This window comes from Amycolatopsis sp. NPDC004625, assembly GCF_040609695.1.
GTDB lineage: Bacteria > Actinomycetota > Actinomycetes > Mycobacteriales > Pseudonocardiaceae > Amycolatopsis.
Map to the genome: position 1 here is coordinate 92,853 of NZ_JBEXKX010000003.1, position 24,858 is coordinate 117,710.

Sequence of the window (24,858 nt, forward strand, 5' to 3'; positions counted from 1 at the left end):
CCCTGTGTGGATCTCGGCAAGACGTCCCTCCCTTGGTCACGCGCTCCCTCGCGCGGTCGCGACGTCACGGCGCGTTACCCGGGTGAGACTGGCACAAACCGGTGAATCCCGGCACCGGCCGAACGGATGGTGGGATCTTCTCAAGCCGTCCGCGTGAGGACGAAAACCGGCAACGGCCGGGCGGCCTCGCGCTGCTCCATCGCGTACCCCGGCCAGAACCCGAGCAGCTCCCGCCACATCGCGGCGTACTCCTCGCCGTGCAGTTCCCGCGCGACGACGTCGACCGGCCGCCCGGCCAGCGCCACCTGGCACTTCGGGTTCGCGCGCAGGTTGAGCGCCCACGCCGGGTCGTGCGGGCGGCCCCAGTTGGACGCGGTCAGCACGAAGTCGCCGCCGCGCGGGAAGTAGAGCAGGTTCGTGCTCCGCGGCAGCCCGCTCTTGCGGCCGGTCGTCGTCACGCGCAGGGACGGCAGCCCGGCGAGCGCCACGAGGCTCACCCGGCCGCCGAACGCGCGGTGCAGTTTCTTGTCCGCCCACACGACGAACCGTGCCGTGCGCATCAGCCACGGCTTCGTGCCGACGGCCCGGGCCAGCGCCCGGAGAGGATTAGCCACGCACGGATTTTGCCAGGCTCACCCCGAACCGCTGCTGGGAGTCGGTCCACCAGTGCTCGAGCGCGAAGCCGGCCGCGGCCAGCTCGGCTTCGACGCCGCTCGGGCGGAACTTGGCCGAGATCTCCGTCCGGATGTGCTCCCCCGCGGCGAAGGTCACCGTGAGGTCGGCGCCGGGGATGGCGACGGTCAGGTCCCGGCGGGCCCGCAGGCGCATCTCGATCCACTCGTTCGCCGCGTCCCAGTGCGAGACGTGCTCGAACTCGTCGACGTCGAAGTTCGCGCCGAGGCGGGCGTTGATCACCCGCAGCACGTTCTTGTCGAACTCGGCCGTGACGCCGGCGGCGTCGTCGTAGGCGCGTTCCAGGATGGTCGCGTCCTTGACCAGGTCGGTACCGAGCAGCAGCCACTCCCCTTCGTCCAGCACCTCCCGCACCGAGCGCAGGAAGGCGGCACGCTCGGCGGGCAGGAAGTTGCCGATCGTGCCGCCGAGGAAGGCGACCACCCGCGGCTGGCCGTCCGGCAGCAGGTCCAGGTGCTGGGTGAAGTCGCCGACGACACCCCGGACGGTCAGCCCCGGGTAGTCCTTCGAGATCGCCTCGGCGGCCTCGGCCAGCGCCGACTCGGAGACGTCGAGCGGGACGAACGCCTCCAGGGTGCCGTGCGCGGTGAGCGCGTCGAGCAGCAGCCGCGTCTTCTCGCTCGACCCCGAGCCGAGCTCGACGAGCGTGTGCGCGCCGGTCAGCTCCGCGACGTCGGCGGCGTGCGCGGCCAGCACCTCGCGCTCGCTGCGGGTCGGGTAGTACTCCGGCAGCTGGGTGATCTTCTCGAACAGTTCGCTGCCGTCGGCGTCGTAGAACCACTTGGGCGGCAGCCACTTCTGCGCCGCGGTGAGCCCGGCGACGACGTCCGCGCGCAGTTCCGCGGTGACGGCGTCGCCGGAGCGGTGGTGGTCGAGATCGACTTCGGTCATGAGGTCTCCTGGGTCAGGGGAAGCAGGTCGACGCCGGCCGCGGTGGCGCGCACGGCGTGGTGGTCGGGGACAGGCCGCCAGCGCGGGTCGCCGTCGAGCGGTTCGGACGCCAGCAGCACCCCGGCCGGGGTCTCCAGCACGGACAGCGCGTGCGTCCAGGTCGTGCCGATCAGCGTCTCGCCGTCGGTGAGCAGGAAGTTGAGCCGGGAGCCGGGCGCGGCCGCTTCGACGGCGAGCGTCAGCTCCGCCACCGCCGTCAGCGGGTCCTCGCCCGTGGACAGCCGGGCCCGCAGCAGGGCCCAGAGCACCACCGAATCCGTCGGTGCCTCCAGCGTGAGCAGTTCGGTGACCGGCAGGGTCTTGGCCAGTTCGGCCAGCGAGTCCGGGTAGCCGCGGACGACGCCGTTGTGGCTGAACAGCCAGGGCCCGGCGGTGAACGGCGCCGCGGCCGCCTCGGTCACCGGCAGGCCGGTGGTGCCGTTGCGGACCGCGGCGACGAACGCGCCCGAGGTCACCGACGCGGCCAGCGGCGGCAGCGTCTCGTCCGTCCACAGTGGAGTCGAACGGCGGTGGCGCAGCGGCGGCGAGCCCGGGCCGGGGTACCAGCCCAGCCCGAACCCGTCGGCGTTGACCGAGCCGCCGCCCCGCATGTCCGCCGGGGCGTAGGACTGCACCAGCAGGGAATGCGGGGCGCGGAAGAGCGCCTCGGCGGGCGGGCGCGGCTCGCCGAGGTAGCCGATGTGGCGGCACATGCGCCTACCCCACCTCGCCGGGGGCCGCGTCGCGGGCCGTGCGGAAGCCGGCGAAGATCTGCCGCCGGATCGGGTAGTCCCAGTTGCGGAACGTGCCCCGGATCGCCGCGGAGTCGGTGCCGAACGACCCGCCGCGCAACACCTTGTACTCGGTGCCGAAGAACACCTCCGAGTACTCGCGGTACGGGAAGGGCGCGAAGCCCGGGTAGCCGTGGAAATCGGTCGAAGTCCACTCCCAGACGTCGCCGATCAGCTGGTGCACCCCGGTCGGCGACGCGCCGGCCGGGTACGCGCCCGCGGGCGCCGGGCGCAGGTGCCGCTGGCCGAGGTTGGCGTGCTCGGCCGACGGCTCCTCGTCGCCCCAGGGGAACCGGCGCGACCGGCCGGTCGCCGGGTCGAACCGGGCCGCCTTCTCCCACTCCGCCTCGGTCGGCAACCGCCGCCCGGCCCAGGCCGCGTACGCCTCGGCCTCGTGGTAGGAGACGTGCACGACCGGCTCGTCGGCGGGAATGCGCTCGTAGGCACCGAAGCGGGTCCGCCACCAGCCGTCCTGCTCCCGCTTCCAGAACCGCGGCGCGGTGATGCCGTGGTCCTGCCGGTACGCCCACCCCGCCGGGCTCCACCACTGCCGGTCGTCGTAGCCGCCGCCGTCCAGGAACTCGACGTAGGCGCCGCACGTCACCGGCACGGTGTCCAGCCAGAACGCCTCGACGGCGAGCTCGTGCGCCGGGCGCTCGTTGTCCAGGGCCCACGGCTCGGCCGACGTGCCCATCGTGAAGGCACCCCCCGGCACCAGGACCTCACGCGGCAGCGCCCCGGACCGCGCGGGCGGTGGCTCCGGCGCGTGCAGCACCGGGTCGCCCTTGCGCAGCTGGTGGGTGGCCAGCATCGTCTCGTCGTGCTGCTGCTCGTGCTGGGTGATCATGCCGAAGGCGAACGCCTGCTCGGTCAGCCGCCGCCCTTCCATCGGCGCGTGTTCCAGCACGTCGAACGCCTTCTCGCGGACCTGCTTGACGTACGCGCGGGCCTCGGCCGGCCCGAGCAGCGGCAGCTCCGGCCGGTCGGCGCGGGCGTGCTGGAAGGCGTCGTAGATGTCGTCGATGTCCGGCCGCAGCGGCTCCCGGCCGCCGACGTCGCGGACCAGCCACAACTCTTCCTGCACGCCGATGTGCGCCAGGTCCCAGACCAGCGGCGACATCAGTTTCGAGTGCTGGCGGACGAGGTCCTCGTCGTCGACCGCGTCGGTCAGCGCGACGCTGCGCGCCCGGGCCCGGGTCAGCGCCTCCGCCGCCCGCGCGCGCAGGTCCTGCGCGCTCAGGTCGTGCAGTGCTTCCGTGCTCATGCTTCGCTCCTCGATCCGTACGCGCGCCCCTGCACGCTCTCGCTGATCCCGGTGATCGACTCCGCCGCCAGCCCGGTCACGCCCAGCTCGGCGCACCCGAGGTCGGCCAGGGCCGCGGCCGCGGCCGCCAGCTCCGGGTCGGCCAAGCCGCGGCGCGCCGCGGTGGTCCACCGGTCCGCGACCGGGGCGCAGACCGCGCGCACCTTGTCCACTGTGGACGGCCGGGCCAGCAGCGCCGACACCAGCGCCACCGGGGCCAGCCACGCGTCCGGCGGTTGCGCGTCGAGGTACCGGATCTCCAGGTACCCCTGCGGCCGGACCGGGGTGAACATCGTGGTCAGGTGGTAGTCGAGGTCCGCCTCGGTCGGCTTCGGCAGCAGCGCGGCCGCGCCCCGGCCGTCGATCCAGTCGGCGAACGTCAGCCCCTCCGGGGCGTCCCACGGCCGGTCGCCGCGGGGCAGCACCATCAGGGGGACGTCCATCAGGCGCCCGGCCCACTCCGCGGCCGGGTCGCCCGCCACGGCGGCCGTGCGGGTCCGCACCGCTTCCGTGTCGTGCACCGCCAGCCAGCGGGCCGAGGCGTGTCCCGTGTCCCGTCCGGCGTGGACGCGGGAATTGGCGAAGAGGGCGAGCAGCGGCGGGCCCATCGCGTGCGCGGCGGCCCACCGCGCGGCGTAGTGCTCGGGCTCCCCCGCGTCGATGCACACCTGCAGGCCCGCGGTGCTGCACATCATCGTGAGACCGCCGGGACCGATCGGCGCGAACCGGCGTTCCATGGCCGCGTACCGCGGGGTGTGCAGGATCCGGCGCGGCGCACGATGGGCGTCGATGCCCGTTTCGCCCAGTTCCAGGCCGTGGCGGGCGAGGCGGTCGCGCAGGTGGTGGAGGTCGGCCGTCACGACTGCGTCGAGCTCACGCAGGGAGGCCTGGGGAAGAGCGGAAATCTCGACCTGGCACCCGGGTTCGAGGCTCACGGGTGAGCCGGCCGGGAGCGGGGTGGCGGGGCTGCCGGGGCGGAGTGTCCGCGGGGTGTGCGGACCCAGCGCCGCGGCGAGGACGTCGGGATCGAGGGGTCTGGCCGGGTCGCCGGCATGGTGCACGGTGAACTCCAGCTCCACGCCGGTCAGGCGGGGTGGCCCGTGCTTGAAACACACCGATGCGACGTACGCCTCGCCGGCCGCGCGGTCCGCCAGGACCCGCGCGGTGCGGTTCGACGCACTACCCGACTTTTCGGGAAAATCGTGCACCGTGGACATCTCTGTCATGTCCGTTCCTGTTCCTGTGGGGTGGAACTTCTCGCCTTCGGACGCTACACGCGGGGTACGACAAAATCAGGGCGGATCTTGCGCTGTAGGAGGGGTTCACCACCCTGTAAGAAGTCCCTGATCAGGGCAAAGCGGCTTCGGTACCCAATCCGAGCTCGGCCGCGGAAGCTCGCACGGCGTCGATGACGAGGTGCAGCGCGGGCCGCCGGAACGCGGTCCGCCGGTAGGCGATCGACACCGTCCGCAGCAGCGGCGTGGTCAGGGTGACGACGTCGATCCCCGGCGGCCGCAGCTGCCGGAGGCCGAGGTCGGAGACGAGGGTGATGCCCAGCCCGGCGCCCACCATCGCCATCGCCGTCGACTGCTCTTCGACCTCGTGGTTGATCTTCGGGGTGAAGCCGTGGCGCTGGCAGGCCGTGCGCATCGCCCGGCCGAAGTGGGACTTGGCGCCGGCCAGGATCCACGGGTGCTCGGCGAGGTCGTCCAGGGACGCCGACCCCGACGGCACGGCACCCCGAGGTACGGCCGCGTGCAGCCGTTCGACGGCCACGACGGCCCGCTCGAGCCCGGCGTCCCAGGGCGTCGGCGCATCGGAGTAGTCGATGACAAACGACAGGTCGAGGCTGCCGTCGCGGACCGCCTCGGCGGTGTCCTCCGGCGCCAGTTCGCGGGTGCGGACCTCGATGCCGGGGTGCGCGCCGGCCAGCGCGGTCAGGGCGGTGGGCAGCAGGCCGGAGGCCACCGACGCCCACACCCCGGCGGTCAGCCGGACCGTGCGCGACTCCTGGGCCTCCTCCAGGGCGAGCGTCGCGCGTTCCACCGAACCGAGGATCTCCTCGGCGTGCTCGGTGAGCAGGGTGCCCAGCTCGGTCAGCTGGACGCGCCGGCCGAGCCGTTCGAACAGCTTCGCACCCACGTCCCGTTCGAGCTGCGCGAGCTGCTGCGACACCGCCGAAGCGGTGTAGTGCAGTGCCGCGGCCGCCGCCGTGACGGTGCCCCGGCGGTGCAGCTCGCGCAGCATCCGCAAGCGGTGCAACGAAAGCTCCATACATAAAACTTAAACGAGATCGTGCAGCAGCGTTAAATGGACGGGCGGGCCCTCCCGGGCGCACGCTCGTGATGGCGGTCACGAGGACCGCCCCCGGACTTCCCTGGAGGTGAGTGGCCCGATGACCCCCGCCCAGCCCCTGATGCGGCTCACGTGGACCGATCCCGTTACCGGCGCGCCCGGCTACCTGGTCGTGCACAGCCTGGTCTCCGGCGTCGCCACCGGCGGCACCCGGATGCGGGCCGGCTGCACGATGACCGAGGTCGAGGACCTCGCCCGGGGCATGGCGAACAAGACCGCGACGTTCAACCTGCCGGTCGGCGGGGCCAAGGGCGGCATCGACTTCGACCCCAAGGACCCGCGCGCGTTCGACGTGCTCAAGCGCTTCTGCGCGTTCCTGCGGCCGTGGCTGGACGCGCACTGGGTGACCGCCGAGGACCTCGGCGTGCCCCAGCACCTGATCGACTCGGTGTTCGCCGAGCTCGGGCTGGAGCAGTCGTACCACGCGGCGATCCGCCGTTCGGCCGACCCGGCGCGCACCCTGCGCCGCGTGCAGGCCGGGCTGAACGCCCCGGTGCCCGGCGGGCTGCTGCTCGGCGACGTCGTCGGCGGCTACGGCGTGGCGCAGGCGTGCCTGGGCGTCGCGGCGGCGTGGGACTGGGACGTGCGCGGCACGACCGTGGCGATCCAGGGCATCGGCACCATGGGCGGCGGCGCGGCCTGGTACCTGCACGAAGCGGGGATGAAGGTGGTCGCGGTGGCCGACGCCGCGGGCACGCTGTTCGACCCCGCCGGACTCGACGTCCCGGCGCTGCTGGACCTGCGGGACCGCTTCGGCGAGGTCGACCGGTCCCGGCTGCCCGCCGGGGTCAGGTCCTTGCCGCGCGAGACGATCGTCGGGATCGACGCGGACATCTTCGTGCCGGCGGCGATCTCCTACGCGCTGCGGCCGGAGAACGAGAGCGCGGTCAAGGCGAAGGTCGTCGTCGAGGCGGCGAACGCGGCGACGACGCCGGAAGCGGAGGCGGCGCTGTCGGCCCGCGGGGTCGCGGTCGTGCCCGACTTCGTCGCCAACGCGGGCGCCGCGGCCTGGGCGTGGTGGCTGCTGCTGGGCGAGGTCGGCGCGGACCCGGCCGACTCGTTCCTGCGGCTGCGCACCGAAATGCAGGCGAAGGTGGCCCTCCTGCTGGCCGAGTGGAACATGGACCGGCTCCCCCTGCGCGTCACCGGGCTGCGGCTGGCCGAGACCACCCGGGCCCGGCGCGCCGAGGCCGCGCTCGCCCCGGAGGGCGAGCCGGCGCTGCTCATCCCCTGAGCGCGAAGCGGTCGGTCGCGCCGATCAGGACGTCCTGCATCGACGCGGCCGACACCGTGTGCCCGACGTCGTCCAGCATCACCAGTTCGCTGCCCGGCCAGGCGTGGTGCAGCAGCCAGGGCGTGCCGACGAGGTTGTTCGTGTCGAGCACGCCCTGTGCCAGCACGGCCGGGATGCCGGCGAGCTCGCCGGCCCGGCTCAGGATTTCGCCGTCCGGGAGGAACGCGCGGTTGCTGAAGTAGTGCGTGACGAGCCGGGCGAAGCAGAGCCGGTAGGCCGGGTCCGCGAAGACGTCGGACGGCGGCACGCCGGGGAGCATCGCGTCCTCCCACGCGCACCAGCCGTCGGCCGCCTTCCGGTGGACCGCGGGATCCGGGTCCATCAGGAGGCGGTGGTAGGCCGCGGACAGGTCGCCGTCGCGTTCGGCCTCCGGTACGCCTTGGCGGAACTTCGCGAAGCCTTCGGGGAAGTACGCGCCGAGGCCGCGGATCAGCATTTCGATCTCGACGAAGCGGTCGGTTGCGAGGCCCATCAGGACCAGTTCGCTGACGCGGCCGGTGTGGCGCAGGGCGTAGGTCAGGCTGAGCACCGAGCCCCAGGAACCGCCGAACAGCAGCCACTGTTCGATACCGAGGTGGGTGCGGAGCCGTTCGAAGTCCGCGACCAGGTGGTCGGTGGTGTTGGCGGAGAGGTCGGCGACCGGGGCGCCGGCGTGCGGGGTGCTGCGGCCGCAGCCGCGCTGGTCGGTCAGGACGATCCGGTAGCGCGCCGGGTCGAAGAACCGGCGGACGTTCGCCGAGCAGCCGGAACCGGGGCCGCCGTGCACGACGAGCGCGGGCTTGCCGTCGGGGTTCCCGCAGGTCTCCCAGTAGATCTCGTGCCCGTCGCCGACGTCGAGCCTGCCGTGTGCGTACGGTTCGATCTCGGGGTACAGCATCGGCGCGTCCTTCCACCCGGAATGCAACAGCGCTGTCAGATTACCGGGTGTTCGCGCGTCAGCCGAGGGTGCCGGCCAGTTCGGCCAGCGTTTCGGCGAGTTCCCGTGGGCCGGCCGGGCCGATGTGGATGACGGCGTCGTCCCCCGAGCCGGACGTGTAGCTCAGGTAGCGGCCCCAGTCGGTGTCGGCGTAGTGGAGGGGCTGCGGCAGGCAGGTGTGCCGGCCGACGTCGTCACGGCGGCCGGCGTAGAGCTCCCCGCTGCCCGAGACCGGCCGCTGCACGAGGCTGACGACGTCGGCGATGGCCGGGTCCAGCGGGTAGGCCGACTGCCCGCGGCGGGCGGCCTCGGTCAGGTCGGCCACCCGGACGGTCCGCGGGTGTCCCCCGCCGGGCCCGACCGGCGGCAGCTGCTCGACGAGCGACTCGGCGAGCCGGTTCCGGTCGATTTCCCGCACCCCGACGTGGGTCCCGTCGGAGACGGCCAGGACGGCCTGCAGCCCCTTCGCGGCGGCGAGCACACCGTAGGTCCGGCCGTCCGCGCCGACCCAGCCGTAGTACTCGCGCGCCGGGCTGACCAGCAGCGGAAGCCAGTCGAGGAAGTCGACGGTGACCCGCCCGCGGACGTCGACCAGCCCGGCCTCGGCGAGCGCGGCGTCGACCCGCTTGTCGGCTTCCTCCCGCTCGGCGTCCGAAAGCCACCGGGGCTCCGGACGCAGGGTGGGGTGCAGCTGGCCGACCTGTTCGCGGTCGGCCAGCGCGGCCAGCGCCTCGACCGGAACGTCCACCCGGCCTGTTGCCACGTCCACCTGCCCGTTCGCCCTATTCCCCGATGACCGGCGGACTGGTCCGCTGGTCGGTGCCGAAGATCGCATCCGGATCCGCCTCGATCAGGAAGTCCGGCCGCTGGTGTTCCTCGTCTTCGTCGCCTTCGCCGCGACGCCCGCCGGCGCCCATGGGGCCCATCGGGCCACCGCGCCCGGCCGCGGCCGACCGCGCGGCGGCCGCCTCCGCGGCGGCGGCGTTCCCGAGGCTGCCCATGCCGGAGCCGCGGCCGCCGCCGAGCCCGCGCTCGCCGGCCCCGCTGCCACCGCCGGTTCCCGCGCCCGTGCCTGCGCCGGTGCCGGTCCCGCCTCGGCCGGTGGGGTCCAGCAGCCGGCCGCCGGCGTTGCCGCTGGTGGGGCCGCGACCGCCGGTGGTGGCGTTCGGGTCGTTGGGGTTGAAGGCGTTCTGGCCGTAGTTCTGCCCACCGCCGGTGGTGCTGGGGTAGAAGTCGATCCCCCCGGTGCCCGGCGGCGTCTTACCGGGCTGGTCGGTGGCCTGGCCCGGCCGGGTCGGGATGGTGGGGACGGTCGGGCGGCCGGAGCCGGTGGTGTGGGTGTCGTCGCCTCCGCCGGTGCCTCCGGTGCCGCCCGTTCCTCCGGTGCCGCCTCCTGTGCCCCCGGTCCCGCCCGTGCCGCCGGTGCCTCCGGTCCCGCCGGGCTTGTCCCCGCCGCCGGTCCGCCCGGGGTCGAAGCCGGTGGTCGAGGTGTGGTCGTCGCCGCCACCGGGATTGCCGGGCAGCCACTTGCCGCGGTCGGTGGGTTCGCCGATCCGGCCGGGACCGTCCGGGGTGTTCACGGCGATAGTGGCGCCGTCGGACTCGAGCACGCCGTAGTCGGTCGGAAGAGAGGCCCGCGTGCCGCTGGTGACGTTGCTGTACTGGTCCATCACGCGGACGTTGGTCTCGTTCGCCGCGTTGTACTTGGCCATTCCCTCCTGGTAGTTGTCGATGTCGTCCTTGGCCATGAACGGCCCGGCGATCGGGATGGCGGCCTTCAGGCCGGTGGTCCAGGGATTGGGTTTCTCGGGCTTGGGCGGCACCTCGACGACGGCGTTGCTCGAGTGGTCGAAGATGTCGGCCTGGGTGCCGACGGAAACCTGGGTCATGTCCAGCGGGGCCGCTGTCTCGGCGAAGGCCTGCTCGAGCGGCCCGGCACCGGCGTTGGCGGCGTCGGCCGCGTTCCCCGTCCAGGTCTCCTTCATCCGGTCCTGCAGCGACTTGATGCCCTGGGCGCGGGACATGTAGGCCGACGACAGCTCGGTCACCTTCCCCGCGGCTTCACGGAGCCCGGAGGTGTCGCCCTGCCTGAAGTTGTCGTAGATCTGCTTGCCATCCACTCGTCACGCCCCCTTGAGTGTGGTGATGATGGCGGCCGCCACCTGCTGGGCCGCCGGACAGGAGTCCTGCTGCCCTTCGTAGCCACCGGCGAACACGCCTATCGCCAGGTCGTCGGCGGCACCGAAGTAGAGGCTGCAGTTGCCGTTCGGGCGCCGGTCGCGCTTGTCGACGTAGGCCGCCGGGTAGCCGTCCACGTCGGCCGCCGGCTCCAGGAACGGGAACTGACCGCTCTCGTGCGCCGCGTACAGCCCGGCCAGGCCACCCGTTCCACGGTCGCGGTTGCCGGTGCCGATGATGACCTGCATGCCGACGCCTTCGCCGGAGATCTTCCAGCTGCATCCCGGCCCGGCCGCCCCGAACCCGTTGTCCTGCAGCTGCGGAGTACCGGGATCGGTGAAGCGCAGGGAGGACAGCACCGAACCGGGTACGACATCGCACGGCTTCGCCGTGTACTTCGACACGTCGAGCGGAGCCGCCACCTTCGGCGCGCCGGAGCCGGCCGAGGGAGCGGAGGACGCCGGGCTGCTCGGGGCAGGTGAAGCGGTTCCGGTGCGTTCGGGAGAACATCCCGCGAGCAGCAGGACTCCGGCCGTGACTCCGGCCGCGACACGAACGGGCAGACGCACGGTCACACCGTCCGGAACGGGTCGGCCAGCCCGTGATCGGTGGCGACGGTCTTCGTCTGCGCTTCCTTCAGCTTCTTGACGTAGCCCTGCACGTACTTGAGCATCGAGTCGTTCTGCGTCTGCAGCGCCGCGAGGGAGTCCATGGTCGTCGAGACGTATCCGCTGCTGACCTGGTCCTTCCCGGGCGACGTGATCAGGCCGATGATGTAGTTGATCTTGTCCCGGTCGTCGGCGATCTTGTCCAGTTCCGCTTCCCACTGGCCGATCACCGAAGCGAGCTCCTCGGGGTCCATTTCGAACCGGCCGCCCCCGCCGCCACCGCCGCCGTAGACGCGGCCGCCCTCGCCCAGGATGTCGCCACCCCAGACCGCCTGGACCGCCTGACCCGCCTCACCGATGATCACGCCGCACCTTCCCCTCAGCTCACCCACCGTGATGGGGCAAACCTTAGCCAACCGTCTCACTTCGTGTCAGCGAAACGCCGCAACGTTCGGACGGTGGGGACAGGGACCCGGTTCCCGCACACTCCGGGTCACAGTACGTACGTACGGATTGCGAGAAGCCGGTCCTCGGTGCCAGGATTTCAGGATGCCACGCGTAAGCCAGGATCACCTCGACGCACGCCGGCGCCAGATCCTCGACGGCTCGCGCGTCTGCTTCGCGCGCTACGGCTATGAAGGTGCCACAGTCCGGCGCCTGGAGGAAGCCACCGGTCTCTCGCGGGGGGCCATCTTCCACCACTTCCGCGACAAGGAGTCGCTCTTCCTCGCCCTCGCCGAGGACGATGCCCTGCGGATGGCCGACGTCGTCGCCGAACAGGGGCTCGTCCAGGTCATGCGCGACCTGCTCGCCGGCGGGGACCACCCCGCCGACTGGCTGGGGACGCGGCTGGAGGTCAGCCGGCGGCTGCGCACCGACCCGGAGTTCCGGGCCCGGTGGGCCGAGCGCTCCGAACAGCTGACCACCGCCACCCGGCTGCGCCTGCTGCGGCAGCGGGAGGCCGGGAACCTGCGGGACGACGTCGACGTCGACGTCCTCACCGCCTTCCTCGAGCTCGTCCTCGAAGGACTCGTCTCCCATCTGGCCATGGGACTGCCCGCCGCCGGGCTGGGTCCGGTGCTCGATCTCGTCGAAGAAACGGTGCGCCGGCACCGGCCCGGCGCCGGATGAGCGCTCCGACACACCCCGCGCGCCAGCGCCGGACGCGAAAGACACGTTAAGATTGTCCCCATATCCGCAGTACACGCCGATTTCTTGCTAGGAGTGACCGTTTCGTGCGCGCAGCGCAGTCACCCGGTGACAGTACCGGGCCGGGTGACCGACCCGGCTGTCCGATAGGTTCGTCCCCCGCCACCGAGGCGGGTGCGGAATGACCCAGATCCTCTTCGCCGTGCTCGGCGTCCTCCTCTTCGTGCTGCTGACCGTCGGCACCGGCCTCGCCGTGGCCGCCGAGTTCTCGCTCACCGCGCTGGAACGCAGCACCGTCGAGGCCAACGTCCGCCAGGTCGGCGACCGCCGCGCGCTGACCGTGCAGAAGGCGCACCGGACGCTGTCCTTCCAGCTCTCCGGCGCCCAGGTCGCGATCACGCTCACCACGCTGATCACCGGTTACCTGGCCGAGCCGCTGATCGGCGAGCTCGTCCGGCCGCTGCTCACCGCGGTCGGGCTGCCGGCCGGGTTCGCCGGGGGCGCGGCGATCGTGCTCGCGCTGGTCATCGCCACGTCGCTGTCGATGATCCTCGGCGAGATGGTGCCGAAGAACCTCGCGATCGCCCGTCCGCTGCCGACCGCGCGCGCGGTCGCCGGCTACCACTCGCGGTTCTCCGCGCTGTTCCGCTGGCTCATCACCCTGATGAACAACAGCGCGAACTTCCTCGTGCGCAAGTTCGGCGTCGAACCGCAGGAAGAGCTGCGGTCCGCGCGCTCGCCGCAGGAGCTGGGCTCGATCGTGCGGTCCAGCGCCGAAAGCGGCACGCTCGACACGTCCACCGCCGAGCTGCTCGACCGCTCGCTGCGGTTCGGCGAGCGCACCGCCGAAGAGCTCATGACCCCGCGCGTGCAGCTCGAATCGCTGGCCGTCGACGACACCGTCGAGGACCTCATCGAGATCTCCCGCCGCACCGGGTTCTCGCGCTTCCCGGTGCACGCCGAGGACCTCGACGACGTCCGCGGCGCCGTGCACGTCAAGCAAGCCTTCGCCGTGCCCGCCGCCGACCGCGCGGCCGTGCCGATCGGCTCGGTCATGCGGCCGGTGCCGACCGTGCCCGAGTCCCTGCCCGGCGACGACCTGCTGCTGCGCCTGCGCGACTCGCGTTTCCAGCTGGCCATCGTCGTCGACGAGTACGGCGGCACGGCCGGGCTGGTGACCCTGGAGGACGTCGTCGAGGAGATCATCGGCGACGTCCGCGACGAGCACGACGAGCGTGAGGCCCCGGCGTCCCAGCAGGTCGGCGCGGACAGCTGGCTGGTGTCCGGGCAGCTGCGCGCCGACGAGGTCACCGGTGTCACCGGGTTCCGGATGCCCGACGGCGACTACGAAACCATCGCCGGGCTGATCCTCGAACGGCTGGGCAAGATCCCCGCCGAGGGTGACGCGACCGAGGTCGACGGCTGGCTGCTCACCGTGACCACGATGGACAAGCGCCGGATCGCCGAGGTCGAGGTCGCCCCGGTCCGCACCGCGCCGGAAGCGGAGGTGGCCTCGTGAGCGACTGGCTGAACATCGCCCTCGTCGTCGTCCTGCTGCTGGCCAACGCCTTCTTCGTCGGCGCGGAGTTCACGTTGATCTCCTCGCGGCGGGACAGGCTCGAAGCGCTGCTGGAGCAGGGCAAGACCCGCGCGAAGATCGTCATCAACGCGAGCAGGCACGTGTCGCTGATGCTCGCCGGCGCGCAGCTGGGCATCACCATCTGCTCGCTGCTGCTCGGCCGCCTCGGCGAGCCCGCCGTCGCGCACCGGCTGTCGGCCGCGTTCGACGCGGTGGGCCTGCCCGAAGCGCTGCTGCACCCGATCTCGTTCGCCATCGCGCTGGCGTTCATCACCGTGGCGCACGTGCTGATCGGCGAGATGGTGCCGAAGAACCTCGCCATCGCCGAGCCCGAGCGGCTGGCCCTGTGGCTGGTGCCGGCGCACGTCGCCTGGGTGAAGGTGGCCAACCCGTTCATCTGGCTGCTGAACTTCGTGGCGAACTCGCTGCTGCGCGCGGTCCGCATCGAGCCGAAGGACGAGCTCGAGACGGCCTACACCTCCGACGAGCTGGCCGAGTTGCTGAGCGAATCGCGGCGCGAGGGCCTGCTCGACCAGTCCGAGCACCAGCGGCTCGCCCAGACGCTGTCGTCGGTGCAGAAGACGGTCGCGGACGTGCTGGTGCCCACCGCCGAGCTGACCACGCTCCCCTGCGGGCCGACGGTCGGCGAGGTCGAGCGGGCCGTGTCGTCCACCGGGTTCTCGCGGTTCCCGGTGTGCACCGACGACGGGCGCCTGACCGGCTACATCCACGTCAAGGACATCCTCGACCTGGCCGGGCAGGACCCGGCGACGACGGTGCCGGCGTCGAAGACGCGTGCGCTCACCGAGCTGCGCGCCGACGCACGGCTCGACGTCGCCCTTTCGGCGATGCGCAAGGAGCGCAGCCACCTCGCGCGGGCGCTCGACGCGAGCGGCAACGCGGTCGGCGTCGTCGCGCTCGAGGACCTGGTGGAGGAATACGTGGGCACGGTGCGCGACGGCACCCACGTGGGCGCATGACGGGCGTCGAGGTGCTGGCCGAGCCGGAATGGCTGGCCCGGGAGGCGGCGCACGTCTCACGGATGCACCGGTGGACCGGCCCGCACCAGGAGCGGCGCTCGCGCGGCGAGAAGCACCCGGTGCTGGACTTCCTGTTCACCTACTACTCGTACCGGCCGTCGCACCTCGAACGGTGGCAGCCCGGGCCCGGCGTCGCCCTCGCCGGGCCCGAGGCGCGGCGTTTCCTGGACCGCAAGGGGTACGTCGAGACGCCGGACGGCGTGGTTCTGGACCCCGCCGGGTTCGGCGCGGGCAAGGTGCGGACGGCCGAGTTCGTCCTCGGCCTGCTGACCGCGACGGCGTCGCGCACGCCCCGGCTGAGCTGCTTCGGGCTGCACGAGTGGGCGATGGTCTACCGCGAGCCGCCGGATTCGGTCCGGCACAACCAGGTGCCGCTGCGGCTGGGCTCGGCCGGCACCGACGCGGTCGTCGAGGCGCTGGACATCCGCTGCGGGCACTTCGACGCGTTCCGCTTCTTCACCGACTCCGCGCGGCCGTTGAACGAGCTGACGCCGGCCCGCGAGACGCAGATCGCATTCGAGCAGCCGGGGTGCCTGCACGCGAACATGGATCTGTTCAAATGGACGTACAAGCTCCACCCGTACGTGCCGGCCGAACTGGTGGCGGACTGCTTCGAGCTGGCGGTCGAGATCCGGACGCTGGACATGCGGGCGAGCCCGTACGACCTGGCCGGCCTCGGCTACCCGCCGGTGCGGATCGAAACGGCCGCGGGAAGGGCCGAATACGCCCGTGCCCAAGGGGAGTTCGCCCGCCGGGCGGCGCCGCTGCGTCATCGCCTGATTGCGCATTGCCATCGCCTGGTCAGCGCAGCACCCTGAGCGCGGCCCACTGTGAGTCAGATTATTCTCTCACCGATACTCACCTGTTAGGGTGATAACGGTTTGATTGCATAGCAGCGCGTGCTTGGCATGCGCTCACCCCGAAAGGATGACGGATGGGGCGACACTACCGGGACGAGGAGCCGGTGCCGCACCCTCAGGAAAGCACGCCGCGTGAGGGCCGCAGCGAGGCCTCCGGCGCCTTCCGCACCCCGGGGCGCAGCTCCATCTCCGACGCCTTCGGGATCGCGGGCCGCGCGGCCGGCAACTCCCGCGAGTCATCCGGTTCGGCTTTCTTCACGGAGGGCGCCGAGGCACCGGGGTTCCCGCCGCCCGAGCCCAGCGGCCCGCAGCCGGCCGGCCGTCGAGGGGAGGCATCCGGGGCTTATCCGGTGCCGGACCGCGGCCGGCCTTCGGGCGGCCATCCGGTTGCGGCTCAGCCGCCGGTGACGCGGGCTCCTCGGCGTGTCGAGGGTGCCGGTCCGTCTCCGGTCGAGCCCGCCGCACCTCGCGGCTCTCGCCGGGGTGAGGCTTCGGGGGCTTATCCCGTTGCCGAGGTGCCGGGTGGTGGCCGTCGAGGTGAGGCTTCCGGCTCGCACCCCGCCGCCACCGGTCGCCGCGGGGACACCACTGGTGCCTACGCCACCGCGAGCGCCGACACCGCCACCCGTTCCGGCCGCCGAGGTGAAGCCTCCGGCGCCTACCCCGCCGTCACCGAGGCGCCTAGTGGTGGAAACACCGCCGCCCGGTCCGGCCGCCGGGGTCGGCAAAGCGCCCCCGCGGTGTCCAGCACCGAGGTCACCACCGCCTACCCCGCCGTCGGCACCGAAGCGCCCGAGCGTCCCGAACGCCCCGGGCGGCGCGGCAAGCGGGCCGCCGCCCGGCAGCCCGAATCCGCCGCCGAACGGACCGAGGTCATCACCCGGCAGGATGACGCTCCCGGCGCCGGCGACACCGTCGCCCTCAAGACCGCCGAGCGCACCGACTCCACCGGCCCGCAGCGCGCCGGCCGCACCGACAGCACCGGGCCGCAGCGCGCCGCCCGCAGCGAGGGCACCGGCTCGCACCGCGTCCTCGGCAAGGGCGACGTCACCGGCTCGCACCGGATCGTCGGCAAGAAAGCGCCGCGGCGGCGGATCGCCACCTGGCCGATCGCCTGCCTGGTGCTCGCCGTCCTGATCGGGCTCGGCATCGTCGGCTGGAACTGGGCCGACAACGAGCTCAACAGCCGCGCCGAGGCGCAGGCCGCCAGCTGTGACGGCGGTACCGCGCAGATGCGGATCGTCGTCACGCCCAGTGTGCAGAAGCCGCTCACCGCGGCCGCCGATCGGTGGAACCAGGCCGCCACCGTCGTGCACGGCAAGTGCGTGCGCATCGCGATCGAACCCAAGCCCTCCGCGCAGGTGCTCGACGCGCTGGTCGGCCGGGCCAGCCTCGACTCCATCGGCGGGCTGCCGGCCGCCTGGCTGCCCGAGTCGTCGTACTGGGTGAGCGAGCTGACCACCAAGAAGCCGGAGATGATCGGCTCGCCCGCCCAGTCGGTGGCGAACGCGCGCTCGGCGGACTACCCGTTCATCGGGCTCGCCGGCCCGGGCATCGACGACACCGCGCTGCGCGCCGCGCAGACGTTCCGCGAGTACCTGGAGCAGCCCGCGCAGCAGGCCGACTTCGCCGCCGCCGGGATCAAGTCCGCCTAGACGCGCGTCCCGTTGTCGAGCTCGGCCACCACGGCGATGTCGTCGTCGGCCAGCTCGAAGTCGAAGATGCCGAAGTTTTCGCGGATCCGGGTCGTCGTGGCCGAGGCCGCCACGGCGATCGTGTCGTTCTGCAGGTGCCAGCGGAGCACGATCTGCGCCGGGGTCTTGCCGTACTTCGCCGCGAGGGCCGTCACCGTCTCGTCGGACAGCAGCGCCGTGTTCGCCGCCGGGCTGGCCGCCGCCGTCACGATGCCGCGCTCGGCGTGGAACTCGCGCAGCGGGAGCTGCTGCAGCCACGGGTGCAGCTCGACCTGGTTCACCGCCGGGACCGAGCCGGTCGCGTCGATCAGCCGGCGCAGCTCGGCGACGCCGAACCCGGCCACGCCGACCACGCGGGCCCGGCCGTCGGCGCGCAGCCGGCTCAGCGCGCGCCAGGTGTCGGTGAACGCGCCCTTCGTGCCGTCCAGCAGGCACAGGTCGACGCGCTCGAGCTGCAGCGCCGCCAGCGCCTGGTCGGCGGCCCGGCGGGCGGTGTCGTAGCCCTGCGCGGGCACGTGCACGCTGACGAACAGCTCCTCGCGCGGCACGTCCGCCGCCTCGAGCACCGCGCCGACCGCCGCCTCGGTGCCGGGCGTGGTGTCGAGGCCGCGGTACCCGGTGTCGAGGGCGATGCGGACGGCCCGGCCGGTTTCGGCCGCGGACAGGCCCGCGACGCCGAACAGCAGCTGCGGGATGCGGACTCCGTCGGACAGGGCGAGCGAAGGCGGGACGGCCATCAACCGGTGATCCTCACTTCGGATGCTGCGCGGACCCCCATCATCCCACCGCGACGGCCCGCTCGCGCAGGTACGCCGCCGTCGCCGGGTCGGCCGGGAAGAACGACTCGATGACCAGCTCGGCCACGGTGACGTCCAGCGGGGTGCCGAACGTCGCGACCGTGCTGAAGAACGCCAGGTCGGTGCCCTCGTGGCGGAACTTCAACGGCACGAAGATGTCCCCCGGCCCGGGCACCTCGACCTCGGGCACCGGCTGGTCGCAGGGATACCCGCGCAGCTCGTCGAGGAGTTCGGCGAGCCCGGCGTCCGCGGTCTGGCCGACCTGCCGCCGCAGCCGGCCGAGCAGGTGGGCGCGCCACTCCCCCAGGTTGAGGATGTGCGGGGCCATGCCGTCGGGGTGCAGGGTCGCGCGCAGCACGTTGGTGGTCAGCTCGGGCGCGACCCCGGCGACGAAGAGCCCGACCCCGGCATTGGCGTCGACGAGGTTCCAGTTCCGGTCGACGACGGCGGCGGGGTACGGATCGTGGCTCTCCAGCAGCTGCCGGACGGCTCGGCGGACAGCGTCCATTTCGGGGTTCCCCAGCGCGGTCTCGGTGTAGGCGGGCGCGTACCCGGCGGCGAGCAGCAGCCGGTTGCGGTCCCGCAGCGGGACGTCGAGGTGCTCACCGAGCCGCAGCACCATGTCCCGGCTCGGCTTGGACCGGCCGGTCTCCACGAAACTGAGGTGGCGGGTGGAGATGTCCGCCGAGATCGCCAGATCGAGCTGGCTGATCCGGCGCCGGTCCCGCCATTCCCGCAGCAGCTCACCGACGGGCCGCGCCTGCACCATGGTCGTCACGCGGGTGACGCTACGACGATCACGGGGTGGCTGCCATTACTTCCGGGGTAATGGCTCGATCGCCGCGCCGGGCGGGCAGAAGCCCTCCAGGCGGTCCATCAGGTCCCGCATGGCGTCATCGGCCGGATCGTCGATCCCCTCCGGGGCGCCGTCGGCAAGGGCGTCCAGCGCGGTGCCGCACGCCGCAAGCATCTCGGCCGGCGTGACACCGGCCGCGTAGCCGGCGGTCGCGACGGCCTCCAGCGCCTCCCACGCCTGCCCGGAACGGGCCGCGGCGACCAAGTCCCGGACCAGTGCCGGATCTTCGGCGGGCGGCTCGGCGTCGTTCGTCATGCCGGGAGTGTGCCGACTCCTCGCCCGGGCCCGCCACCGGATTTCGCCGCTCCGGCATTACCTCCCGCGTAATCGACGGGCCGCCGCCCGGCCGACAAAGTGGTCCTCAGCGCCGGGACGACGAACCCGTTGTCCCCCAACGAAAGGATTCACCATGACCGACGTCCGGACCCTCGTCGAGCAGTACATCGCCGTCTGGAACGAGACCGACGCCGACAAGCGGCGGGCGCTCGTCGCCGAGGTCTTCACCGCCGATGCCGGCTACACCGACCCGCTCGGCGCCGTCGCCGGGCACGACGGGATCGACCAGTTCGTCGCCGGGGCGCAGGCGCAGTTCGGCGGGCTCACCTTCAGCCTGCCCGCCGAGCCCGACGCGCACCACGACCTCGCGCGCTTCCAGTGGTACCTCGGCACCCCCGGTGCCGAGCCGGTCGCCATCGGGTTCGACGTCGTCGAGCTCGACGGGGGGAAGATCGCCAAGGTGCACGGCTTCCTCGACAAGCTGCCCGGCTGAAAAGCCCGTCGTGGGTGGGGAGGGCGAGGCATAAAAGGACTACCAACAACCCACCCCACACCCCCCCCAAAATAGCGAAGCGGAAAAGCGGGCCCGCCCCCCCCCTCCCACCGCCCCGTCACCACTCCCGGGGGCTTGTGGGTCCCGTTTTATAACACCCCCACCACAACCCCCCACCGCCAGCCACGGCAGAAGGTGCCTATGCCTTCAGGGCGCCCCGCCAGCGGACGGTCGGGCGCAGCTTGTCCGGGTTCACCCGGTGCTTGTTGGCCCCCACGATGTCGAACATCGACTCGATCAGCGTGTCCGAAAGCAGGTGCGGCTCCAGGCCCAGCTCGACCAGCCCGGTGTGCTTCACGTTGTAGTAGTGCTCCAGCGCCTCGGTGCGCGGGTTCTCCAGCTGCTCGATCTGCACCGGGCCGGGGAACCGGTCGGCCACCAGGTCGGCGATGCCGGCCACCGACATGCTCTCCGTCATCTGGTTGAACACGCGGAACTCGCCCGGCGCCGCCGGGTGCTCGACGGCCAGGCGGATGCACTCCACCGTGTCGCGGATGTCGATCAGGCCGCGGGTCTGCGCGCCCTTGCCGTACACCGTCAGCGGCTGGCCCAGCACCGCCTGGATGACGAACCGGTTCAGCACCGTGCCGAACACCGCGTCGTAGTCGAAGCGGGTCGCCAGGCGCGGGTCCAGCGCCGTCTGCGGCGTCTGCTGGCCGTACACGATGCCCTGGTTGAGGTCCGTGGCGCGCAGACCCCAGGCGCGGCAGGTGAATTCGATGTTGTGCGAATCGTGGACCTTCGTCAGGTGGTAGAAGGAACCCGGCCGTTTCGGGAACAGCACGCGGTCGGTGCGCCCGTTGTGCTCGAGCTCCAGCCAGCCCTCTTCGATGTCGATGTTCGGCGTGCCGTATTCGCCCATCGTGCCCAGTTTGACCAGGTGGATCGCCGGGTCGATCTCGGCGATCGCGTAGAGCAGGTTCAGCGTGCCGACCACATTGTTGTGCTGTGTGTACACCGCGTGTTCGCGGTCGATCATGGAATACGGCGCCGACCGCTGCTCCGCGTAGTGGACGACGGCGTCCGGCGCGAAGTCACGCACCGCTCCGACCAGGAACTCCGCGTCGAGGAGGTCGCCTTCGTAGCTGGTGATCGTCCGCCCGGAGACCTCGCGCCAGGTGGCGATCCGATCGGCGAGCGATTCGATCGGAACCAGGCTTTCGACGCCGAGTTCGGTGTCGTAGCCGCGCCGCGCGAAATTGTCGAGGACGGCCACCTCGTGACCTTTGTCCGATAAGTGCAGCGCGGTCGGCCAGCCCAGATATCCGTCACCGCCGAGAACCAGCACCCGCATTGTGCCGCCTTTCCTGCTCGTTTACGCCACACGAACGCTATAGATCACGTGCTGATGAAGACCTGGCAATGACCTGTGAATCTCCTATGCATGAGGGGGTCGGACGGCGGCGCGACCGGCCCACGGGGAGGATGGGGGCATGACGACCGTAACCAACGGCGTGCAGCCCCGCACGACGGAGGCCGGCGCCCCGGACCGCAGCCGCCGGCGCGGCTGGGCCCGCTTGGCCCGCGCCGCGACGACCTCGGTCGCGGCCACGGTCCTCAGCCAGGTCGTGCTGCTCGCCGTCCTCGCGACCGGCGGCGCCGCGGCCCTGGCGAGCACGCTGGCCTGGGCGGCCGGCGCGGTGCTGAACTTCCTGGTCACGCGACGCTGGGTGTGGGGCCGCACCGGGCGCCCGCGGGTCCGCCGCGAGCTGCTACCCTACCTGGCGGTCATCGGCCTCGGCGGGCTGGCTTCGATCGGCCTGACGACCCTCGCGGGCTCGCTGCTCGGGCCCCTGGACCTGCCGCACTTCTGGTGGGTCGTGCTCGTCGACGGCGCTTACGTCGCCAGCTACGCGCTGGTGTTCGCCGTCAAGTTCACCCTGCTCGACCGGCTCGTGTTCGGCCGCGGCGCAGCACGTACCCCCGCCACCACGTCCCGGTCATGACCCGGGCGTAGTTGGCGCCGTAGACCAGGCTGCCGCCCTTCTTGCTCTTGCCCGCCTTGCGCAGCCGCATGCTCATCGGCAGCTCGGTGACCCGGGCGCCGCGCGCGGTGACGCCGAGCAGCAGCTCGGACGACTGGTACTGCGGCTCGTTCAGCGGCACCGCGCAGGCCAGGTCCGCCCGCATCGCGCGGAAGCCGAACGACGTGTCGGTGATCCGCCGGGCCGTCAGCACCGAAGCCAGGGCCGCGAACACGCGCACGCCGAGCCACCGGACGCGGCTGTCGGCCTCCTCGTGCCCGAGCCGCCGCGACCCGGTGACGAAGTCCGCGTCGCCGTCGACGACCGGGCGAACCAGGGCCTCGAGCTCGCTGTTGTCGTACTGGCCGTCGGCGTCGGTCGTCACGACGTACTCGGCGCCGGCCTCGGCCGCCAGGTGGTAGCCGAGCCGCAGCGCGGCCCCTTGGCCGCGGTTGCGGGGCGCGACGCAGACGTACGCGCCGTGCGCCTCGGCGATCGCGGCCGTGTCGTCGGTGCCGCCGTCGACGACGACGAGGACGTCCACCGGCATCCCGAGGCACTGGTCCGGCATCTTTTCGAGGACCTCGCCGATGCCCCCCGCCTCGTTGTAGGCCGCGATGACGACGGTCAGGGGCGCCAGTTCCAGCTCCGGGTGGCGGCCGCGGAAGTCGTCGAGCGCGCCCTGGTCGACGTCGTCGGGGAAGGCGGCGAGCCGCTTCCGGCTCGCCGAGGTCAGGGTGGTGAAGCCGAGCGCCCCGGCCACCGGCAGCAGCACCAGCGCCGGGAGCTGGTAGCGCCACGAGAACAGGAACACCGCCGAGGCGAAGAGCAGGACCAGGCCGCTCGACGCCGCCAGCAGCGCACCCGCCTGGGCCCGGTCCAGGGGTTTCTTGCGGCGGAACACCGGCAGCAGGCCCAGCAGCGCGGCGAGGCCGAGCACCCCGCCGGACACGTACCCGCCGCCGAGCTGGTAGTCGCGCAGGACCTTCGCCAGAGGCTGGTCGACGTGCGCGACGACGCCGTCGTTCTGCAGCGTGACCAGGTCGATCAGCGACTGGTCGGCCCACTGCGGGTAGGTGAGCTGGAACTGCCACCGGTCCAGCGGGACGTCGGTGGGGTCCTGCTCCCGCACCCACGCGAAGCTCTTGGCGAAGTCGGTCAGGATCGCGTCGGCGACGTCGCCGGGCTGTGCCTTGAGGACGTCGATCGCGAACTCGTGCGCCAGCGCCGCCTTGTCCGCGCCCGGGGGCAGCGGGCCCGGCCAGTTCGGGTCGAGGTCGGCGTGGGTGTAGTTGTCCACCAGCCGCGTCTCGCGCGGCTCGGCCGGGCAGAACACCTGAACCTCCGGGGCGAGGTGGAGGTTCGCGCAGTCGGCGACGGCGGCGGTGCGGCCGTAGAGCATGTTCCCGGACGGCCCGGTCAGGCCCCACTTCCCGGTCTCGGAATGCACCCGCGCCGAGTACGGCACGAGGACGACGAGCATCCCCAGCAGGCCGACGCCCGCGCGGCACCAGCCCGCCCGGTGCCGCCACGCTCCCCCGGCGACGACCAGGAAGACCAGCAGCGGCAACGCCAGTGAGACGCCGATCAGCCGCGTCAGCACGCCGAAGCCGAGCAGCAGGCCCGCGGCGCCGGCGCGTTTCCAGCCGGGGGTGCCCCGGCCGAGCAGCAGCCACAGCAGCCCGACGAGGACGGCCTCGAACGTCACCTCGGACATGATGTTCTGCTCGATCTGCAGCTGGTACGCGTCGAGCAGGACCGGTGTCGCGGCGAGCGCGGCAACCCACGGGCGGCCGCCGAGGCGCAGGATCAGGCCGTAGACACCGACCGCGACGAGGAGGCCGCCGGCGTGCTGGACGGCCGCGACCCAGGCGAGGCCACCGACGGCCAGCAGCGGCCGCAGGACGAGGTCGTAGCCGATCGGGTTGAGCTGGTCGGCGCGCAGGGCGTGCAGGTTGTCGAGGTAGCGGAACGAATCGATGTACAGCAGCGCCGGGCGGTAGGCCAGCCAGGTCAGCACCCGGAGGGTGATCGCCGGGACGAGGAGCAGGAGCAGCAGCCAGTGCCGCCGGAGAAAAGCCCTCACCGGTTCGCGAGGCCGGAGAAGTACTTCCACGCCGTGGCCAGACCGTCGGTCAGCGACACCTCGGGCCGGTAGCCGATGGTGTCCGCGCTCGCCGAGACGTCGACGACCACCGCCGGCATCTCCCCGGCCGGCGCCTCGACGTGCTCGACCGGCAGCTCGGCGCCGGTCACCTCGCGCACGACCTCGACCATCTCCAGCACGGACACCGAACGCCCGGCCCCGACGATCGCGCGGCCGGAATAGCCGCTGTCGAGGGTCAGCAGGACCGCGCGGACGACGTCGTCGACGTGCACGAGGTCGCGGCGCTGGCGGCCGTCGCCGTAGACCCTGATCCCGGTGCCGCTCAGCGCGGCCCGCATCATGCGCGGCACGAAACTGTCCTTGTGGGACATTCCCGGGCCGTAGACGTTGGTGAACCGCAACGCACACGTCTTCATCCCGTACGCCCCGGCGTACCCCGACAGCAGCATTTCGCACGCCGCCTTCGTGGCGCCGTAGGGCGTCAGCGGGCGCAGCGGCAGGTCCGGGGTGATGGTCGCGGAGCCGACGTTGCCGATCACGGCGTTGGTCGAGGCGAGCAGGAACTGCGGCACTTCGTGGCGGCGCGCGAGTTCCAGGAGTTCCTGGGTGACGAGGACGTTGTCGGCGAAAGTGTCTTCGGGCAGCTCGACCGACTTCAGCACCGACGTCAGCGCGGCCAGGTGCACGATCCCCGCGGTTGCGCGTGTCACGGCCTCCTCGCGGACGGCCGCCTCGCGCAGGTCGCCGGTCACCACGCGGACGCCGTCGGCGTCTTCGGGGAACGGCACCCGGTCCACGACGGTGACCGGCACGTCCCGGTCGCGGAGGGCCCGCACGACGGCCCGGCCGATGAAGCCGCTCCCGCCGGTCACGACCACGGACGTCCGATCAGGACCGTGCCTGCTCACCATGGGC

The 24,858-nt window shown here is 72.4% G+C and carries 26 protein-coding genes; 8 read left to right on the plus strand and 18 right to left on the minus strand.

Annotated features, from left to right (window positions below; genetic code table 11):
- Positions 1-140: 140 nt before the first annotated feature.
- The 6 genes from ABZW17_RS04160 to ABZW17_RS04185 form a co-directional block, all read right to left on the minus strand.
- The gene (locus tag ABZW17_RS04160) at positions 141-560 is read right to left on the minus strand and encodes a nitroreductase family deazaflavin-dependent oxidoreductase (RefSeq protein ID WP_354809890.1); all 420 of its coding nucleotides are present in this window, start codon (positions 558-560) and stop codon (positions 141-143) included.
- A 46-nt stretch (positions 561-606) separates the two neighbouring features.
- Positions 607-1,584: an L-histidine N(alpha)-methyltransferase gene (gene egtD / locus ABZW17_RS04165; protein ID WP_354809443.1), complete on the minus strand. Its 978-nt coding sequence runs from the start codon at positions 1,582-1,584 to the stop codon at positions 607-609.
- A complete protein-coding gene (gene egtC / locus ABZW17_RS04170; RefSeq protein ID WP_354809445.1) occupies positions 1,581-2,336 on the minus strand; it encodes an ergothioneine biosynthesis protein EgtC in 756 nt (251 codons plus the stop codon). Before egtC ends, egtD begins: the two co-directional genes overlap by 4 nt.
- Positions 2,337-2,340: 4 nt before the next feature.
- Positions 2,341-3,678, minus strand: coding sequence for an ergothioneine biosynthesis protein EgtB (gene egtB, locus ABZW17_RS04175; RefSeq protein ID WP_354809447.1), 1,338 nt, complete (start codon positions 3,676-3,678; stop codon positions 2,341-2,343).
- The gene (locus ABZW17_RS04180) at positions 3,675-4,934 is read right to left on the minus strand and encodes a glutamate-cysteine ligase family protein (protein WP_354809892.1); all 1,260 of its coding nucleotides are present in this window, start codon (positions 4,932-4,934) and stop codon (positions 3,675-3,677) included. The genes egtB and ABZW17_RS04180 overlap by 4 nt, the downstream gene beginning before the upstream one ends.
- A 130-nt stretch (positions 4,935-5,064) precedes the next feature.
- Entirely contained in the window at positions 5,065-5,991 is a 927-nt protein-coding gene (locus ABZW17_RS04185; protein WP_354809449.1) for a LysR substrate-binding domain-containing protein, read from the minus strand.
- A gap of 121 nt (positions 5,992-6,112) precedes the next feature.
- Here ABZW17_RS04185 and ABZW17_RS04190 point away from each other — a divergent pair, with 121 nt between their 5' ends.
- Positions 6,113-7,306 (plus strand): Glu/Leu/Phe/Val dehydrogenase dimerization domain-containing protein, encoded by a 1,194-nt coding sequence (locus ABZW17_RS04190; protein ID WP_354809451.1) that lies wholly within the window; start codon positions 6,113-6,115, stop codon positions 7,304-7,306.
- Here ABZW17_RS04190 and pip read toward each other — a convergent pair.
- From pip to ABZW17_RS04215, 5 genes are read right to left on the minus strand one after another with little or no spacing between them, the layout of a single operon-like run.
- The gene (pip, locus tag ABZW17_RS04195) at positions 7,296-8,243 is read right to left on the minus strand and encodes a prolyl aminopeptidase (protein ID WP_354809453.1); all 948 of its coding nucleotides are present in this window, start codon (positions 8,241-8,243) and stop codon (positions 7,296-7,298) included. The genes ABZW17_RS04190 and pip overlap by 11 nt on opposite strands.
- Before the next feature lie 58 nt (positions 8,244-8,301).
- Positions 8,302-9,030 (minus strand): ESX secretion-associated protein EspG, encoded by a 729-nt coding sequence (locus ABZW17_RS04200; RefSeq protein ID WP_354809455.1) that lies wholly within the window; start codon positions 9,028-9,030, stop codon positions 8,302-8,304.
- 34 nt (positions 9,031-9,064) lie between these two features.
- Positions 9,065-10,402 carry a WXG100 family type VII secretion target gene (locus ABZW17_RS04205; RefSeq protein ID WP_354809457.1) on the minus strand — a complete coding sequence of 446 codons (1,338 nt, stop codon included), beginning with the start codon at positions 10,400-10,402 and terminating at the stop codon, positions 9,065-9,067.
- Between the two features lie 3 nt (positions 10,403-10,405).
- Positions 10,406-11,035: a DUF3558 domain-containing protein gene (locus tag ABZW17_RS04210; protein WP_354809459.1), complete on the minus strand. Its 630-nt coding sequence runs from the start codon at positions 11,033-11,035 to the stop codon at positions 10,406-10,408.
- Positions 11,032-11,433, minus strand: coding sequence for a hypothetical protein (locus ABZW17_RS04215; protein WP_354809461.1), 402 nt, complete (start codon positions 11,431-11,433; stop codon positions 11,032-11,034). Before ABZW17_RS04215 ends, ABZW17_RS04210 begins: the two co-directional genes overlap by 4 nt.
- A gap of 184 nt (positions 11,434-11,617) precedes the next feature.
- Between ABZW17_RS04215 and ABZW17_RS04220 the strand changes: the two genes are divergently transcribed.
- From ABZW17_RS04220 to ABZW17_RS04235, 4 genes are all read left to right on the plus strand, one after another.
- Positions 11,618-12,199 (plus strand): TetR/AcrR family transcriptional regulator, encoded by a 582-nt coding sequence (locus ABZW17_RS04220; RefSeq protein ID WP_004562600.1) that lies wholly within the window; start codon positions 11,618-11,620, stop codon positions 12,197-12,199.
- Between the two features lie 199 nt (positions 12,200-12,398).
- Positions 12,399-13,736, plus strand: coding sequence for a hemolysin family protein (locus ABZW17_RS04225; RefSeq protein WP_354809463.1), 1,338 nt, complete (start codon positions 12,399-12,401; stop codon positions 13,734-13,736).
- Positions 13,733-14,776 (plus strand): hemolysin family protein, encoded by a 1,044-nt coding sequence (locus tag ABZW17_RS04230; protein WP_354809465.1) that lies wholly within the window; start codon positions 13,733-13,735, stop codon positions 14,774-14,776. Before ABZW17_RS04225 ends, ABZW17_RS04230 begins: the two co-directional genes overlap by 4 nt.
- Positions 14,773-15,654, plus strand: a complete 882-nt coding sequence (locus ABZW17_RS04235) for a 3-methyladenine DNA glycosylase (protein ID WP_354809467.1) — start codon at positions 14,773-14,775, stop codon at positions 15,652-15,654. The genes ABZW17_RS04230 and ABZW17_RS04235 overlap by 4 nt, the downstream gene beginning before the upstream one ends.
- A gap of 157 nt (positions 15,655-15,811) precedes the next feature.
- Here ABZW17_RS04235 and ABZW17_RS04240 read toward each other — a convergent pair whose 3' ends face one another.
- Positions 15,812-15,955 (minus strand): hypothetical protein, encoded by a 144-nt coding sequence (locus tag ABZW17_RS04240; protein ID WP_354809469.1) that lies wholly within the window; start codon positions 15,953-15,955, stop codon positions 15,812-15,814.
- 481 nt (positions 15,956-16,436) lie between these two features.
- On the opposite strand from ABZW17_RS04240, the gene ABZW17_RS04245 reads away from it, so the two are divergent.
- Complete coding sequence (locus tag ABZW17_RS04245) at positions 16,437-17,351, plus strand: hypothetical protein (protein ID WP_354809471.1); 915 nt, start codon at positions 16,437-16,439, stop codon at positions 17,349-17,351.
- Here ABZW17_RS04245 and ABZW17_RS04250 read toward each other — a convergent pair.
- From ABZW17_RS04250 to ABZW17_RS04260, 3 genes are read right to left on the minus strand one after another with little or no spacing between them, the layout of a single operon-like run.
- Positions 17,348-18,127 carry an aldo/keto reductase gene (locus ABZW17_RS04250; RefSeq protein WP_354809473.1) on the minus strand — a complete coding sequence of 260 codons (780 nt, stop codon included), beginning with the start codon at positions 18,125-18,127 and terminating at the stop codon, positions 17,348-17,350. The two genes, ABZW17_RS04245 and ABZW17_RS04250, sit on opposite strands and share 4 nt — an antisense overlap.
- A gap of 40 nt (positions 18,128-18,167) precedes the next feature.
- The gene (locus ABZW17_RS04255; RefSeq protein ID WP_354809894.1) at positions 18,168-18,956 is read right to left on the minus strand and encodes a helix-turn-helix transcriptional regulator; all 789 of its coding nucleotides are present in this window, start codon (positions 18,954-18,956) and stop codon (positions 18,168-18,170) included.
- Positions 18,957-19,001: 45 nt separating this feature from the next.
- The gene (locus tag ABZW17_RS04260) at positions 19,002-19,298 is read right to left on the minus strand and encodes a hypothetical protein (protein WP_354809475.1); all 297 of its coding nucleotides are present in this window, start codon (positions 19,296-19,298) and stop codon (positions 19,002-19,004) included.
- Between the two features lie 154 nt (positions 19,299-19,452).
- Here ABZW17_RS04260 and ABZW17_RS04265 point away from each other — a divergent pair, with 154 nt between their 5' ends.
- Entirely contained in the window at positions 19,453-19,812 is a 360-nt protein-coding gene (locus ABZW17_RS04265; protein ID WP_354809477.1) for a nuclear transport factor 2 family protein, read from the plus strand.
- A 199-nt stretch (positions 19,813-20,011) separates the two neighbouring features.
- Here the strand turns inward: ABZW17_RS04265 and ABZW17_RS04270 are convergent, their stop codons facing one another.
- Positions 20,012-21,166 (minus strand): NAD-dependent epimerase/dehydratase family protein, encoded by a 1,155-nt coding sequence (locus ABZW17_RS04270; protein WP_354809479.1) that lies wholly within the window; start codon positions 21,164-21,166, stop codon positions 20,012-20,014.
- Between the two features lie 139 nt (positions 21,167-21,305).
- On the opposite strand from ABZW17_RS04270, the gene ABZW17_RS04275 reads away from it, so the two are divergent.
- A complete protein-coding gene (locus ABZW17_RS04275) occupies positions 21,306-21,818 on the plus strand; it encodes a GtrA family protein (RefSeq protein ID WP_354809481.1) in 513 nt (170 codons plus the stop codon).
- On the opposite strand, the gene ABZW17_RS04280 is transcribed toward ABZW17_RS04275, so the two are convergent.
- The gene (locus ABZW17_RS04280; protein ID WP_354809483.1) at positions 21,748-23,922 is read right to left on the minus strand and encodes a glycosyltransferase family 2 protein; all 2,175 of its coding nucleotides are present in this window, start codon (positions 23,920-23,922) and stop codon (positions 21,748-21,750) included. The genes ABZW17_RS04275 and ABZW17_RS04280 overlap by 71 nt on opposite strands.
- Positions 23,919-24,854: an NAD-dependent epimerase/dehydratase family protein gene (locus ABZW17_RS04285; protein ID WP_354809485.1), complete on the minus strand. Its 936-nt coding sequence runs from the start codon at positions 24,852-24,854 to the stop codon at positions 23,919-23,921. Before ABZW17_RS04285 ends, ABZW17_RS04280 begins: the two co-directional genes overlap by 4 nt.
- Positions 24,855-24,858: the final 4 nt, after the last annotated feature.

What these genes read in the sequence shown, in the direction of transcription:
- ABZW17_RS04160 (WP_354809890.1), bottom strand. Translation starts at nt 560, where the DNA reads ATGCGCACGGCACGGTTCGTCGTGTGGGCGGACAAGAAACTGCACCGC.
- egtD (WP_354809443.1), bottom strand. Translation starts at nt 1,584, where the DNA reads ATGACCGAAGTCGATCTCGACCACCACCGCTCCGGCGACGCCGTCACC.
- egtC (WP_354809445.1), bottom strand. Translation starts at nt 2,336, where the DNA reads ATGTGCCGCCACATCGGCTACCTCGGCGAGCCGCGCCCGCCCGCCGAG.
- egtB (WP_354809447.1), bottom strand. Translation starts at nt 3,678, where the DNA reads ATGAGCACGGAAGCACTGCACGACCTGAGCGCGCAGGACCTGCGCGCG.
- ABZW17_RS04180 (WP_354809892.1), bottom strand. Translation starts at nt 4,934, where the DNA reads ATGTCCACGGTGCACGATTTTCCCGAAAAGTCGGGTAGTGCGTCGAAC.
- ABZW17_RS04185 (WP_354809449.1), bottom strand. Translation starts at nt 5,991, where the DNA reads ATGGAGCTTTCGTTGCACCGCTTGCGGATGCTGCGCGAGCTGCACCGC.
- ABZW17_RS04190 (WP_354809451.1), top strand. Translation starts at nt 6,113, where the DNA reads ATGACCCCCGCCCAGCCCCTGATGCGGCTCACGTGGACCGATCCCGTT.
- pip (WP_354809453.1), bottom strand. Translation starts at nt 8,243, where the DNA reads ATGCTGTACCCCGAGATCGAACCGTACGCACACGGCAGGCTCGACGTC.
- ABZW17_RS04220 (WP_004562600.1), top strand. Translation starts at nt 11,618, where the DNA reads ATGCCACGCGTAAGCCAGGATCACCTCGACGCACGCCGGCGCCAGATC.
- ABZW17_RS04225 (WP_354809463.1), top strand. Translation starts at nt 12,399, where the DNA reads ATGACCCAGATCCTCTTCGCCGTGCTCGGCGTCCTCCTCTTCGTGCTG.
- ABZW17_RS04235 (WP_354809467.1), top strand. Translation starts at nt 14,773, where the DNA reads ATGACGGGCGTCGAGGTGCTGGCCGAGCCGGAATGGCTGGCCCGGGAG.
- ABZW17_RS04250 (WP_354809473.1), bottom strand. Translation starts at nt 18,127, where the DNA reads ATGGCCGTCCCGCCTTCGCTCGCCCTGTCCGACGGAGTCCGCATCCCG.
- ABZW17_RS04255 (WP_354809894.1), bottom strand. Translation starts at nt 18,956, where the DNA reads ATGGTGCAGGCGCGGCCCGTCGGTGAGCTGCTGCGGGAATGGCGGGAC.
- ABZW17_RS04260 (WP_354809475.1), bottom strand. Translation starts at nt 19,298, where the DNA reads ATGACGAACGACGCCGAGCCGCCCGCCGAAGATCCGGCACTGGTCCGG.
- ABZW17_RS04265 (WP_354809477.1), top strand. Translation starts at nt 19,453, where the DNA reads ATGACCGACGTCCGGACCCTCGTCGAGCAGTACATCGCCGTCTGGAAC.
- ABZW17_RS04270 (WP_354809479.1), bottom strand. Translation starts at nt 21,166, where the DNA reads ATGCGGGTGCTGGTTCTCGGCGGTGACGGATATCTGGGCTGGCCGACC.
- ABZW17_RS04275 (WP_354809481.1), top strand. Translation starts at nt 21,306, where the DNA reads ATGACGACCGTAACCAACGGCGTGCAGCCCCGCACGACGGAGGCCGGC.
- ABZW17_RS04285 (WP_354809485.1), bottom strand. Translation starts at nt 24,854, where the DNA reads ATGGTGAGCAGGCACGGTCCTGATCGGACGTCCGTGGTCGTGACCGGC.